Source organism: Bifidobacterium sp. ESL0728, assembly GCF_029392015.1.
Taxonomy (GTDB): Bacteria; Actinomycetota; Actinomycetes; order Actinomycetales; family Bifidobacteriaceae; genus Bifidobacterium.
On the sequence record NZ_CP113925.1, the window covers coordinates 1,631,613 to 1,646,872 of the forward strand.

General features: G+C 57.6%; 6 protein-coding genes and 1 pseudogene. 2 read left to right on the plus strand and 5 right to left on the minus strand.

Features of this window, described 5'->3' with window-relative positions; all coding sequences use genetic code 11:
• Nucleotides 1–511: 511 nt before the first annotated feature.
• The 5 genes and pseudogenes from OZX67_RS06375 to OZX67_RS06395 form a co-directional block, all read right to left on the minus strand.
• Nucleotides 512–4,081 (minus strand): annotated as a pseudogene (locus tag OZX67_RS06375) (DEAD/DEAH box helicase); the annotation flags it as partial.
• 43 nt (nt 4,082–4,124) lie between these two features.
• Nucleotides 4,125–5,402 carry an MFS transporter gene (locus tag OZX67_RS06380; protein WP_277141871.1) on the minus strand — a complete coding sequence of 426 codons (1,278 nt, stop codon included), beginning with the start codon at nt 5,400–5,402 and terminating at the stop codon, nt 4,125–4,127.
• Nucleotides 5,403–5,642: 240 nt separating this feature from the next.
• On the minus strand, nt 5,643–8,129 hold the full coding sequence (locus tag OZX67_RS06385) for a DNA topoisomerase IV subunit B (protein WP_277141872.1): 2,487 nt from the start codon (nt 8,127–8,129) through the stop codon (nt 5,643–5,645).
• A gap of 244 nt (nt 8,130–8,373) precedes the next feature.
• Nucleotides 8,374–9,837, minus strand: coding sequence for an RNA polymerase sigma factor (locus tag OZX67_RS06390; RefSeq protein WP_277141873.1), 1,464 nt, complete (start codon nt 9,835–9,837; stop codon nt 8,374–8,376).
• Between the two features lie 223 nt (nt 9,838–10,060).
• Nucleotides 10,061–10,993 carry a hypothetical protein gene (locus OZX67_RS06395; protein WP_277141874.1) on the minus strand — a complete coding sequence of 311 codons (933 nt, stop codon included), beginning with the start codon at nt 10,991–10,993 and terminating at the stop codon, nt 10,061–10,063.
• A 213-nt stretch (nt 10,994–11,206) separates the two neighbouring features.
• On the opposite strand from OZX67_RS06395, the gene OZX67_RS06400 reads away from it, so the two are divergent.
• Both OZX67_RS06400 and OZX67_RS06405 read left to right on the plus strand, forming a co-directional pair.
• Nucleotides 11,207–12,376: a polyprenyl synthetase family protein gene (locus tag OZX67_RS06400; RefSeq protein WP_277141875.1), complete on the plus strand. Its 1,170-nt coding sequence runs from the start codon at nt 11,207–11,209 to the stop codon at nt 12,374–12,376.
• A 361-nt stretch (nt 12,377–12,737) separates the two neighbouring features.
• A complete protein-coding gene (locus tag OZX67_RS06405) occupies nt 12,738–15,248 on the plus strand; it encodes a Stk1 family PASTA domain-containing Ser/Thr kinase (protein WP_277141876.1) in 2,511 nt (836 codons plus the stop codon).
• Nucleotides 15,249–15,260: the final 12 nt, after the last annotated feature.

A 15,260-nucleotide genomic window follows, 5' to 3' on the forward strand; every position in this document is an offset into this window, starting at 1 on the left:
TGTCTCCACCCTGAAGCTGCCATTGATGTTCCAGCTGCTCTGCACGATAGGAGCCTCCAAGTCCCAATGCAGCCATGATGCCGTTACCGGCCGAATCGCTATCATCATCATCGACATCGGCACCAACGTTGCCAAGTAAGGGCGAATCAGCAAGATAGAACGCGATTTTGCCAGGCTTTGTGGCCGATTCCGGACTAGTGGATAAGTTTTCATCCTTAGAGCCCACCCAAATAATCTCACCGGACGAAAGCAGCTCGTCAAGCAACGATGAGGTAAAATCCGGCACTCTAGCGGGAAATACTGATGACTCCCACATCACGGCCGGCAACGGCATGCCTTCCAGCTGCTCGATGACACGCAACAGGCCATCTGTTCCGGTAAAGCGCGGCCAGGCAGTCTGAATCTCCGACGGCATATCTTCGATTGCCTCACCATTAGCTGTCCGCTCATCACCAGTCAGATGCCGTTTATCGCCAAAACCATGCGCAAAAGTACTTTCGCTGGCTTTCGTGCCAATCCCCTGCCGAACCAGCAGCCACGACTGATAGATCTCAGGATTGGCAGGTTTCAAGGATTTGCGTGTCAGCGTCTGCGAGCGCGAGCGGATGCGACGGAACACCTCGCGGTGCAGATATTGCGGATTTGACAGGTCTTTGACAAACTCGCCAGTCATAAGCACGCCTCGGGCCTTCAGATCATCGAGCTCATGAACCACCGTGGCGGCGTCCAAGCCAAGTTCCTTCACGGCCTGATCCGCCGTGAACGGCCCATGCGTTTTGGCGAACCGCACCATTCTGCCGCTGACGTCATCAGGCTCCAGCTCATTCCAGAACTGCCGATGGCTCAGCTCTTCCTCGACCTGCTTGATGGCCTTCGGATCGAGGACATCGGCGATATGCCCGCTGCCAAGAAGCTCTTCCAAGACTTCCGGATCCATCGCCAGAAGCGAGGCACGGCGTTCGGCCTGCGGCGAATCATATTCGTACATCACCGAACCTACGAAACCGAATAGCAGGTTCTGCGCGAACGGCGAGGGACTTTGCGTCTCGACGTCCTTGACTTCGATTTTGCCGTCGTCGATGTCGGTCATCAGCCGCTTCAACGCGGGCAAATCGTAGACATCCTGCAAGCACTCGCGGGCTGTTTCCAAGACCAGCGGGAAATTGTGCTGGGTCTTGGCCGCGGCCAACAGTTCCGAAGCACGCAGACGCTGCTGCCACAACGGCACGCGCTTGCCGGGATTCATCCTCGGCATGTAAAGCGAGCGCGCGGCACATTCACGGAACCTGGTCGCGAAAAGCACCGAGTCGCCGATCTCTTCTTCCACATCCCGCAGCAGCTCGTCGGCGTCGAACTGGAAGAGCTCGGCGGCGCTGACATGGCTGTCCTGCTCAGGCAACCGCACCACGATACCGTCGTCGGTGGCATAGGTCTGCCCGTCGAAGCCATACTTACGCTTGAGTCGGTTGGTGATGGCCAGCGCCCACGGTTCGTGCACACGCCGGCCAAACGGGGAATGCAGGATGATACGCCAGTCCCCTTCCTCGTCCTGGCAACGTTCGATGACGATGGTTTTGTCGGTGGGCAGCGCTCCCGTGGCGGCTTTCTGCTCAGAGAGTAAGCGGGCAAGATTGGCTCTGCCATTGTCGTCCAAACCGTTGTCACATAAGCGGTTTTCGGTGACAGCATCGAAATGTGGCTCGGCATTGTCGCTATTAGATTGTGATATATCCGAAGTCGATGACGATGCCGATATCAAACCATTGCCGACCTCACGGACGAACGCACCCAGCAACGCACCGAAACCTGCGTCGCGTCCGGGCCCCTCCCCGTGCCAGAACGGCAGACGCGCGGTTCGTCCGGGAGCCGGGGTGACCACCACACGGTCGTTGGTGATCTCGTCGATCTGCCAGGTCGAGGTGCCAAGCGTGATGACGTCGCCGACGCGGGATTCGTAGACCATCTCCTCGTCGAGCTCTCCCACCTTCTTGCGGCCCGATCCGGCATCGGCTTCGGGTAGGACGACGGTATAGGTTCCACGGTCGGGAATGGTGCCACCACTGGTGACGGCCAGACGCTGGGCTCCGGGGCGTGCGGAGATGATACCTTGTTCGGCATTGAGTTGCAGCGGTGGCCGGAACGCCGAAAATTCCTCGGAATTGTAAGCACCGGTGAGCATACCGATGACGTTATCGAACATATCGCGCGAAAGCTTGGCAAACGGCGCAGTGCGACGCACAGCGGCATACCAATCGTCGGTTTTGAGGTCATCCATCGCTGCTGAAGCAACCGTCTGCTGAGCCAAAATATCGAGCGGATTATGGCGTACGGCCAATGGCTCGATCTCACTGCGCCTCATGCTTTCCACAGTCGCCGTGGAAGTAATCAATTCCTGACGGGTCAACGGATAGAACAGCGCGTGCGAAACCCCGCCAACGCGGTGGTCGGCCCTTCCGACGCGCTGCAAGCCGGACGAAACGGACAAGGGCGGGGCGACTTGGATGACCATATCGACCGAACCCATATCGATGCCGAGTTCAAGGCTGCTGGTGGCAACCACACAACGCAGACGGCCGTGCTTCAGATCTTCCTCGATGACTTTGCGCCGTTCCTTGGAAACGGATCCGTGGTGGGCCATGGCGATGGTCTCGCTTTTCGGGTGCGAACCAACAAGCGACGTGGAGGAACCGACGACGGAATCGTAATGCTTGCCGTCGCCGTAGGAACGATTGTCGACTTCTACGCCACACACGGTTTCAGCGTACAAATCGTTGATACGCGCTGTGAGCCGTTCGGCCAACCCCCGTGAATTGACGAAAACAAGCGTGCTGTGATGGCTCAGAATTTCGTCGAGGATACTGCGCTCGACCGCCGGCCAGATGGAGTGCGAGGCGGAGGCAGTCGGCGAGGAATAGTCGCCATGTCTGGTCGATAGCACATCGGTATTATCGGACTTGGTGCCGCTGCCTGCAGAAGTAAATCCTGACTTTGAAATGGATTTCGGTGTCCCGGATTGCCTGAATCCTTCCGAACTATCGGTATTCGATGCATCGAAACCCGAAGCCAAAACAGGCATCGGATTCACACTCTGGTCGGATCCGCCGAAATTGCCGGAAACGCCACCATACGTTCCCGTATTGTGATATCGGTCTTGCTGTGTATCAGATTCGCTACTTGACGAATTTTTGCGGGCTTCAGCCAAGGCACGCATGGCGGGACTTACGCCACTGATGTGGCCAGAGCCTTCATGACCTTGAGCACTCCCAGCAGTATTTGTATTATTCTTATTGGCGCCGCCAACATGAAACCCGCCTTCGTCGTCGGACGATGTGCCCAACGCGCCCATGTCCGCAACAGGTTCGACTATTTTCAGATCCATGTGCACCGGGTCAGCGGCATCAACGATTGCAACCGGCTGGTCGCCGCCCAGAAAGAACGCGGCTTCCTTCGGCGGATTGACCGTGGCCGAAAGCCCGATACGCTGCACTTTTCGGCCGGCCAGCAAATCAAGGCGTTCCAGACTCAATGCCAGATGCGCCCCGCGTTTGGTGGCGGCGAGCGCATGAACCTCATCGACGATTACGGTTTCGACGCCTTTGAGGATGCGTCGGGCTTTCGACGTCAGGAGCAGATACAGCGATTCCGGAGTGGTAATCAAAATATCCGGCGGATGAGCGGCAATGCGACGGCGTTCCTTGGCAGTAGTGTCCCCCGAACGAATCGCCACGTCGATATCAGGTGGCTTCAAACCTTGCGTAACGCACTCGGCTGCTATACCTTCCAGCGGAACCCTCAGGTTGCGTTCAACATCGGCTCCCAGCGCCTTCAACGGCGAAATATAAAGCACCTTGACACCAGGCTTATTGGATTTGTCTGGATTGCCCGACTCCCCAATCAATCCGTCGATGGCGGAAAGGAACGCGGCCAATGTCTTGCCGGAACCGGTGGGCGCGACCACCAAGACATTTTCCTTGGCTTTGATATGCGGCCAAGCCTCTTGCTGGGCATCGGTGGGCGCGGGAAACGCATGCCTGAACCACGCCATGGTAGGCGTCGAAAACAGATTCAGACATTCGTACATATGTTCGATTATCGCAACGCCTCAAGACGTTGCCGACCAAGCATCAGGCCTGATGACCTACCTTGCGTCGCAGCATCTCGTGCATGACAACCATAAGCACCAGCAACACCAACAGATACCACGGATACAAGGCGATAGAGATATGTTGCGCAATCAGTCCGAACACGGGAGGCATGATCATGGAACCGGCATAGGCGCAAGCCATCTGCACCCCGACAATCGCTTGCGAACGCTCCACACCGAAATAGGCCGGGGTGGAATGAATGACGCAGGGATAGATCGGTGCGCATCCCAGCCCGATCAGCACCAAGCCGACAACAGTGGCCGCATGCCCCGGCAATGGGATGAGCATGACGATGATGCCCAGGCCCAGAACGGCCTGACCGATGCGAATCATTGTCGGGTCGTCGAACTTCATGGTCATGAATCCGCTCAGCGCGCGACCTGCGGTAATGCCCAGATAGAACAAGCTCGCGAGGCTTGCCGCGGTGACCTTGCTGATGCTGTCGTGACCGACCATGTAGCTTGACGCCCAGAGCCCCGAAGTAGTCTCGATGGCGCAATAGCAGAAGAACATTACCAGAATCTCTTTGGCGCCGCGGATGGCAAGCACCCCGCGCACGCCCAGCGGCTTGACGGGCTTAGGCTCAGCCTCTGCTTTGTTTTCGGCCTTGGTGTCGGCCGCAGCTTCAGTCTCAGCCTCGGAAACAGCCTCGACCGCGTCCACCGGGGCTTTATCCTCGTTCTGCTCGGAACCTGTCGCCGGCACATCGTTGCGGTTTTTCCACAACGGCAGGGAGAAGACGATGATGATGGTGAGCACAATCTGAATAATTGAAATGTAACGATAGCCCCATGGCCAGCCCTGACCGTTGGAAAGCGCGAATCCCATGATGTAGGGGCCTACCGAGGCTCCGATGCCCCACATGCAGTGCAGCCAGCTCATGTGTCGGCTCGCGTAATGGATGGCCACGTAGTTGTTGAGGGCCGCATCCACGCCTCCGGCACCGAGGCCGTAAGGAATCGCGATCAGCGCAAGCACCCAGTAGTTGGGTGCCACGGAGAAACCAAAAAGCGCCACTGCGGTCAAGCCGACCGAGGCGGCAGTCAGTTTGCCGGTGCCGAACCGCAGAGTCATGCGGTCGGAAAGCAGGGCCGAGACGATGGTTCCGCCGGAAATGATCATCGAAATGCCGCCGACCCAGGAAAGCGGCACACCCATCTGCGGGCGCATGCTCGGCCACGCGGCACCGAGCAGGGAATCTGGCAGTCCCAGTGAAATGAACGCCAGATAGATGACGGCCAGCAGCAGATTGGTCACGATAACTCCTTTGGGTCATGACTGCGATTCCAGACCTGGTAGATGGTGAACCGGATCAAAGACAACGTTTTCATTCTCTCACACGGGTGGGGACGAATGGGAAATCACCAAGTAAGCTTTTCTCACGATATGGGATATTCGATAGCCAAGAAAGGCAATAAACACAACGAATCTTGGTTATATAAAACCTGCCCATACCGCAATTGTTACGATAAGGGCAAGGGACTGTTGCAATCGCTATCAGGTGTCGATCTTGGTGCGGTCGAAATCATCGGCGTTGTCAACAATGAACTGGCGACGTGGCGGCACCTCGTCGCCCATGAGCAAGGTGAAGATGCCGCTGGCGTCCTCGGCCTCCTCCATCGAGATGCGGCGCAGCATTCTGGTGCGCGGGTCCATGGTGGTGTCGGCCAGCTGGTCGGCGTCCATCTCGCCCAGGCCCTTGTAGCGCTGCACGTCGGGGTTGTAGGCGATGCCCTTTTTGTCGAGGTCGGCGAGTTTGCCGGCCAGCTCGTCGTCGGAATAGGTGTAGATGAACTCGCCCTTGTGTTTGCCAGTCAGCGCGATGCGGTGCAGCGGCGGCACGGCGGCGTAGACATGGCCGTGCGAGATAAGCGGGCGCATGAAGCGGTAGAACAGCGTCAGCAGGAGGATGCGGATATGCGCGCCATCGACGTCGGCATCGGTCATCATGATGACCTTGTCGTAGCGGGTCTGCGTGACGTCGAAGTTTGCGCCGGAGCCAGCACCGATGACCTGGATGATCGCGGAGCATTCCTTGTTGGCGAGAATCTGGGTCATGCTGGCCTTCTGCACGTTCAGGATCTTGCCGCGAATCGGCAGGAGCGCCTGGAAACCAGAGTTGCGGGCAGCCTTCGCAGTGCCGAGTGCGGAATCACCCTCGACGATGAACAGTTCGGCCACGTCGTCGTTGCCCGGCTGGCAGTCGGAAAGCTTGGCGGGCATGGAGGCGGATTCGAGCGCGTTCTTGCGGCGGGTGACCTCTTTGGTCTTGCGTGCCTGGATGCGGGCGTGCATCTCGCCCACAATCTTCTCAAGCACTCGTCCGGACTGTTCCTTGAAGCCGCGTCGCGACCCGTTGATCATCTCACCGAACTGCTTGTCGGTCATTCTGGCGACGATGGGGCGAACCGGAGCGGTGCCGAGCACGTCCTTGGTCTGGCCTTGAAACTGCGGTTCGGCGATGCGCACGGTGACCACGGCGACGAGGCCGGCGAGGATGTCGTCGCGCTCGACCTTGTTTTTGGAATCCTTGAGGTTGACCTTGAGCTTGCGGGCATTGGCTTCGACGGCCTTGCGCACCTGACGCGTAATACTTTGCAGGAACCCGTCGACGTGCATGCCGCCGCCGGGGGTCTCCACCACGTTGACGAAGCTGCGGATGGTCGTGTCGTAGCCGTTGACCCAGCGCAGGGCTATATTGACCGAGCAGTCTCGTTTAATCTTCTCGGCGTGCAGGTCGCCATCGGCATCGACCGCCTGCGTCTCTTCTGTGTATGTGGCGTCGCCGGCGATGTTCCAGACCGTCGAAACGGGCTCCCCGTGGGAGAGAAAATCGACGAAGTCCTTGACGCCGCCGGTGTGCAGGAATTCCTCGACGCGCTTGTGCGGGCGTGCCGGCGCGCCGTCCGTCTCGACGTTCAGTGAAGCGTTGGTTTCCGCAACATTGCCGTCATTATGGTCGTCTTGAGTCTTATCGGATGGATGATTGTCATCGACTTGTGGAGTCTCGGAGTTGTCATCAGCCGCGTTGGTCTCGCCATCATCTTCCGATAATTCCGTATCACCCTTGGCTTCATCATTTTCGGAATCATCGAACGAAACCGCGGAATTATCGAATGGAACCTCAGAATCATCGTCATCATCGAAGGCAGAAGCCAAGGTAGGCGCTTCAGATGTCTTAGCGGCATCCACACCCGAACCGTTACCAGCGGAAGATTCCTCAGGTTGCGGGGCGTCCACTTCGAACATATCGTCCACAGCGACATCCCCGGTTTCGGGAATGTTCTCGTCGATGACCACAATCTTCAATCCCGGCACCAGGAAGCTGGTCTGGCGCACACGGTCGATGAGCTGCTCGTAGCTGAAACGCGCGGTGTCGTTGAAAATCTCGGGGTCTGCCCAATAGCGGATGCGGGTACCGGTGGTCTTCGGCGTCACCTTGCCGATGACTTCGAGTTCGGTGGGCTTGCCCTTACGGGTCTTCTTGAATTTGTTGTCCGGCGAACGATGCTCGGCGTCCGGGTCGTCGTAGGTACCGGGATGACCCTGATGAAAGGCCATGTGATAGGTCTTGCCGTTGCGGTCGACCTCGACGTCAAGACGCGAACTCAGCGCGTTGACGACGGAAGACCCCACACCGTGCAGACCACCGGAGGCACCGTATGAGGAATTGCCGAATTTCGCGCCCGCGTGCAGCTTGGTCAACACGACCTCGACGCCGGTAAGTTTGGTTTTCTTCTCGACGTCCACCGGGATACCGCGGCCGTTGTCGGCCACTGAAATGGAACCGTCGGTATGCAGGGTGACCACGATCTTGTCGCAGGCGCCCGCAAGCGCCTCGTCGACGGAGTTGTCGATGATCTCCCACAGGCAGTGCATGAGCCCCTGGCTGTCGGTGGTGCCGATGTACATGCCAGGCCGCTTGCGCACGGCGTCGAGCCCTTCCAGCACGGACAGGTTCTTGGCACTGTATTCCTCAACCATTGGCTTCCCTACCTACCTTACAAACGAGATTCAAGCTTTTAGCCACGAGTTATCACCATACCCAACAGCCTCGCCAACCTTGCCCTGATAACCCTCTAAAAGATAGGGCAAGGACCGCTGCCACCCCGCTTATTGATGCGCCGAAACGATAGACAAAGCGGGGTATCAAAATCCGTCAAGTCTTTTATCGTCGAATCTATCAGATATGGGAAACCCGCCGCGCAAAAGCGACGGGCATCGAAAATCACTGATCAAGGAAGTCGCGCAGCGTCTGCGAGCGAGACGGGTGGCGCAGCTTCGACATGGTCTTGGACTCGATCTGACGGATGCGCTCACGGGTGACCCCGTAGACGCGACCGATGTCGTCCAAGGTCTTCGGCTGACCGTCTTCAAGGCCGTAACGCATCTTGATGACGCCGGCTTCACGAGGCGAAAGCGTCTCAAGCACCTGTTTGAACTGTTCCTGCAAGAGCGAGAACGCAACGGCCTCACTAGGCGCGATGGCATCTGTGTCTTCGATTAGATCGCCGAACTCGGAGTCACCATCCTCACCAAGCGGGGTGTGCAGCGAAATAGGCTCACGGCCGTACTTCTGCACTTCCTGCACCTTCTCGACCGGCATGTCGAGTTCACGGGCCAGTTCGTCGGGCGTGGGCTCACGGCCCAAATCCTGCAGCATCTGGCGCTGGACGCGGGAAAGCTTGTTGATGACCTCGACCATGTGGACGGGCACGCGAATGGTGCGGGCCTGGTCGGCCATGGCACGGGTGATGGCCTGACGAATCCACCAAGTGGCGTAGGTGGAGAACTTGAAGCCCTTCTTCCAGTCGAACTTCTCGACGGCACGAATCAGGCCCAGATTGCCTTCCTGAATCAGATCGAGGAAGAGCATGCCACGACCGGTGTAGCGCTTGGCCAGGGAGACAACCAGACGAAGGTTGGCCTCCAGCAGATGGTCCTTGGCCTTCTTGCCGTCGTTCGCGGCCCATTTGAGCTCGCGCTTACGCTTGAAGTCCATGCCCTCGGACTGGGTATCGAGCAGGTGCTGGGCATAAAGCCCGGCCTCGATACGTTCGGAAAGGTCGACTTCCTGCTCGGCGTTCAGAAGGCTCACACGGCCGATCTGCTTCAAGTAATCCTTGACGGGATCTGCGGTGGCTCCGGCGGCTACCACTCGACGCTTGGGATTGCCGGAAGGGGTCAGGTTGTCATCATCGTCGTCATTGTTGCTGACCACGAACGCGCCCTTGGCCTTCGGCAGCTCGGCGGCCTTGCGGTGCGAAGCGGCGCTGTCATCGTCGCCTTCATCCTCATCGTCGTCCTCGGAATTGTCATCGTCGTCTTCGTCGCTGTCTGGCAAGGTAGACGAGTCATCGGCCAAATCGTCGAAATCCTCGTCCTCGTCGACTTCCTCGACATTCTCGAGATCCGCGTCCTGAAGTTCGTCGTCGTCCGAAATATCCTCGGAATTCTTTTCGATATCAGGATTCTTCGGCTTTTCCTTGGTTACTTCCTCGTCCTTCTTCGTCTTTTTTGACGTTTTTGACGTTTTTTTCGAAGCAGTGGTTTTCTTGGCTTTCTTCGTTTTGGCACTCGCCTTACGCGTCGCAGTTGAAGAAGACGAACGGGTGGCCTTCGACTTACGAGTAACCTTGGTATCCTCGCTTTGCTCAGACTCTACGGTTGTTGCCTGTTCCTTCTTGGCCAAACGAACCCTCCTCAAGTGTATGAAAAATATTTCCACGCCTATAAAGCGACGCGAATCCACCACATTACAATTTTTGTGACTATAAAAGTCAACCATCAAACAAGGACGATTATTCCCATTGACAACAAATGACTTCATCAAAAAGCAGGAAAATGCCCATTCGTTTTTCCTTTAAATGTGGCTCCTTACGTAGCCTAGGCCCCACAACGTCTTTCTTCGGTTTTCACATTTGCCAAGCGGGACGCAAACCCTGATTTATCGCAGAGCAGATAATACGCGCAAGCGTACATTGCTCATCCAGGCAAAGCGCCTCACGGGCATAGTCGAGCGCGTCATCGCTGCCCACCCACCATGACCCGTATGCCGCCACGGTCAACGGCTGCACCTCGAAACGGCCACAGACCATTCCTGACATATCGGCAAGCATGTCGATTCCGCAGGAACAACGTTCAAGATCGGGCGACGCCTCGGCGTCATTGAAAGCAGCGTCAAGCAGCCGGTAAAGCCGAATGACATTGGCCGGATCATGCGGTTCGGCCGCCAAATCAAGCATCGCCTTGACCCCGATTTTCGCATGCGTGGCACCTACCAATGACATGATCAGGGCATCGCGAGAGGAAAGCATATCCGCCATGGCCACACAGATCGCCACCGCATGAGGCTTTGACATGTTGTGTACATGGTTGCACAGATTGTCGTTCCATTCTTCAAAAGGAGCGTCGAGCCAATCACGGTTCGCTTTGGCGATGCCTTTCTCCATTTTGCACTGTTGCAACTGCCGCGCCATGGCTTCCAATTCTTCGTCTTGAGGCTCTTCCTCCAAATCCTTTAGCACCTCCGGGGCACATTGCGATATCGCCGCGTCGATCATATCCTCATCCACGGCATCAAGATGGATTGGCTGCTCGAACCGGTCACCATGACCGCACCGGGCTTGATTCCCGCTCTGGCTTGATTCCGACATATTCATCGGCATGACGGGAATCGACCTTCTGTGAGACTTGGCCCCTCGTCTATTCATGGAAGCGGGGCCGTTGCCTGCACGCCGATTCCCGCTCAGATTCGCCTCGTGATGAGACCGCGAATCCGAAGGCTTTGTTGACAAATGGCGTTGCGACGTTTCTTTGCCTGATTGCGTTGATGTTTTCTTTGCCATGTTTACTCCTTTATCGATTTCCCTTTTCCCGGCATCTACCGGAAACAAGGTAAAAGCATCTTGTCCGATTCACTATGGCACACTTTGCCTGTTTTCCGTGTCGATTTCGACTACTGTGGTCGAATGCCTCTTAGCGTTGGAAATCCGCCGTACCTTGAGGCAAATGGGTGATGTGAATAGTCAAGTAGGCTGATGTGGATAATCTTGGGACTTATGCAAGCAAGTGTGGATAACCGTGTCATCGACCGACGTATAGGCGAACTTTGCAAGGAATGGATGCACGTCAATGGCCGCAATGACGTGGCGACGAATCTGCAAGCGACCTTGCAGGCCGTCTTCGACGAGGGTTTGACCGCGAATCGCGGCGGCAAACGGCTCCGTGCATTGCTTGCTCTGGCTGCCTTCGATGCGTATGGCGTTGACAACGTATCCACAGGAAAAATTTCAAAAGAAACAACAACGCAAAACGGGAATGCAAATACTTCAACCGCCAACCATGACACTCAAGCCGACGGCATTCCCCCGGCCATGCTCGATCTGGCCTGCGCCATCGAAATCTACCAGACCAGCGCCCTGATCCACGACGACATCATCGACGATTCGCCATTGCGCCGCGGCCGGCCCAGCGCCCATGTGGCTCTGGCAGGCAAAAACGAAGGAAACGGACCGGACAATTTCGGAACCGGGCTGGCACTGATGCTTGGCAATATGCTTGCCACGGCCTCGGCCGACATCGCCGCGACCGCTCTTGAAAACCCTGCATTGCAATATGCCGACGAAAATCTGCATACATTCCTTCAGATGCAGCGGGCAGTCGAGATCGGCCAGACGTTGGATCTGGGCGCGGAGAACATCAGCCTTGACGAACCTGACAAGCTGATCGACGCCTCGCTCAACGTCTTCGCATGGAAAACGGCAAGCTACACCACCATCGCTCCTCTCGGACTCGGGCTATGTGCGGCGGGAATGGCTCCGAAAGAGGCCCACCAGGCCGCACGAGGCATCGGTCTGCCGTTGGGCGTGGCGTTCCAGCTGGCCGACGATCTGATCGACGTGACCGGCAAAAACAGCGGCAAGCCGGTCGGCGGAGACGTACGCGAAGGTAAGCGCACCGTTCTGCTTGCCGATGCCTTGCAAGCTGCGGACAAAACGGGTCGCGACACACTTATCAATACATATCACAAACCGACCAGAAGTGATACCGACGTGCGCAACGTGCTCGACCTCTTCGTCTCCACCGGGGCGATCGATGCCTCTCGTCGCCGTATTCAGGATCTTTGCCATAAGACGGAATCCGCAATAGACAGGACCATAAAAACGCCGGAAAGCCACGAGATCCTGGCTCAAGCCTGCGAGCGCTTCATCCCTGACAACCTCAGATGATCTATTCCCGCTTCCTCTCAGTGGGTTCAGACGATTCGAGCCAGTTTCATTGCCTGTACTTCCAGATGATTCACATTCGCTTCATTTCCTCATAATCCCTGTTCATCGGCATTCGCCTCATTCGCACATGATCTCAGATAGCCACATCCTCTTCATCCCCTATAATCTCAGGCGATCCACGTCTATTCCTTTCCACAGAACCATGCCGTAACGCACCGATGGAAAATCACCCGGCACCGGCGGAGAACAGTCAAAGAGAAAATCTTCTTGCCGCCTGACTTGCCATAATCCTTCTGGTACCTTGCGGCATGTAACATTGAGGCATTCGTACCCATTAGTAGCCAAGGAACACAACCAAGCCATGAGCGAAGTCGAAAACGAGCCGCAGACCCAGCTGATCGACGGGCGTTACCGCGTCCTGGGGCCGATTGCGGACGGCGGCATGGCTACGGTCTACAAGGCCAAAGACGAACGGCTCGAACGCGTGGTGGCCATCAAGGTGATGCACACGCAGCTGGCGCAGGGCCCGCACCGCGACCAGTTCGTCGCCCGTTTCCACCGCGAGGCCCGCAGCGCGGCGGCCATCAGCAACCCGCATATCGTTCAGGTCTATGATTCGGGAACCGCCGGCGGACGCGACTACTTGGTGATGGAGTACGTCCACGGCGTCAACCTGCGCCACGAAATGAGCGAGCGCGGTACCTTCAGCGTCCACGAGACGGTACGCATCATTTCCCAAACTTTGGATGGATTAGCGAGCGCCCATCGTGCCGGCGTGGTCCATCGCGATATCAAACCCGAGAACATTTTGTTGAACGACCGCGGTCGCGTGCAGATCACCGATTTCGGACTGGCCAAGGCAATGAGCGAGGCAACGCTTTCGACTACCGGCATGCTGCTGGGCACCGCGGCGTATCTGGCTCCCGAGATGATCGAGAACAACCTCGCCACGCCGCAGGGCGACCTGTATTCCGTGGGCATCATGGCCTGGGAGATGCTTGCCGGGCAGGTTCCTTTCACTTCGGACAACCCAGTGACCATGGTCTTCAAGCACGTCCACGAAGACGTGCCGGCGCTTGAGACCGTCTGCCTTGGCATAGACCCTTCAATTTCGGCCTTTGTGAGCCATCTGACGGCCCGAGCGGTGGAAGGCCGTCCCGTTGATGCGGCGGCGGCTTTGCAGGAGCTTAAGACCCTGAGTTCGCGTATCGGCGTCGATGGCTGGCAATACCGCTATATTCCCCAAAGCGGGGATAGCAGAGCGGCAGCGAAAGGAACCACGTCCCCGTTGGCCGGCACCGCTGCGGCACCTATGGCAGCCGGGGCTCAAAACACTGCACCTTCGCGCATCTCCCACGATGGTTCCTCGACCTCGTCCACTTCATCTACCAGTGACCCCACAAACGCTTGGAATCGCAACGATACCGATGCCGCAGCATCCACTCCGAACTACGCCGGCGAACCCGCAGCATACCAGGCGGAAGTGCCTGCGCCACCGGTTTCCGCTCCCGCCCCTGACACAAACGTCATACGTTCGACTGCCCGACAACCCATCCCTGCTTCGACGTCATCCCCGGCATATGAAACATCCGACACCTCCAAGCCTTCCAACGCTTTCGCAACCCCGGAATCTTCAACGGGCAGGGCGGCTTCGACCGGCCCTTCGACATTCGCCGCGACTCAGACGGTGCCTGCAGGCACCTACGAGCGCCAATCCTCACCCAATGCCGCCACGCAGAGCATTGACGGACGCACCTTGGCCAATGACGGAACGGCGGCCGCGAACAATCCGACCATAACCATCGGCTTGATGGATGCACCTCAAACCGAACAGGGCAAAGATATGGCCGGCAATAACCCAGCTGCCAAGACCAAGCCTCAAAAGCGTTCAAGACTGCGCAAGCCGGTGGTCATCACGACCATTATTCTGGCGCTTCTTGCCGTGCTCGCCGCCTGCGGAGTGGCATGGTGGTATTTCCTCGGGCCCGGCAGCTACTACAGCTTGCCCAAGCCCGAAGATCTGAGCTGCGCGAAAAACTCAGCTTGCCGCATCACCGACGTGAAATGGAAACCCTACGAGAGCACGCTCAAAGTGGCCGGAGTGCCTTATGATGTCTCCGAGCAATTCAGCGACAAGGTGAGCAAGGGCGAGGTCATCTCCACCGACCCGGGCAACGTGGGAGGCCACGTGAGCAAGCGCACCAACGCGAAACTCAAAGTGGTCGTCTCCAAGGGTGTCCGCCACATCACCATACCCAAGGATATCCTCGACCCGTCGAGCGCCGCCGGCAAGAAACCGATGGAAACGCTCTCCCAGGCCGGTTTCACCAATATCGTCCACGAGACAAGCAAGGACGAATACTCCGAAGACTTGCCCGAAGGCGCAGCGAAATCCGTGTCCCCCAAACCCGGAACGACCATTGCACACAACAGCAAGGTGACACTCGTGCTTTCCAAGGGGCCGATGCCGGTGAGCATGCCCGACGTGACGGGGCGCACGAAGGATGACGCGCAGGCGGCGTTCGATGACGCGAAACTCAAGCCGAACTACAGCGAGGCGTTCAGCGATTCGGTGCCGTCCGGCTCCATCGTCTCCACATCCGTCAAGGCCGGCACACAACTGCATTGGGGCGATAAGGTCGATGTCGTGGTCTCCAAGGGCCCCGAAACGGTGACCGTTCCCGACGTACGCGGGAAAAACGAGAATGATGCGCAGAAGACGTTGGAGGCTTTGGGGTTGAAGGTCAAAATTTCCGCACCGTTGGGCGACCTCACCCATCAGGTTCGTTTCCAGTCCCCGGACCCGGGCCAACAAGTCCGTGTGCGCGGCGATGACGGCAATCCCACCATTGTCACGCTTACCGTGGTTTAGGGATTATCGTCT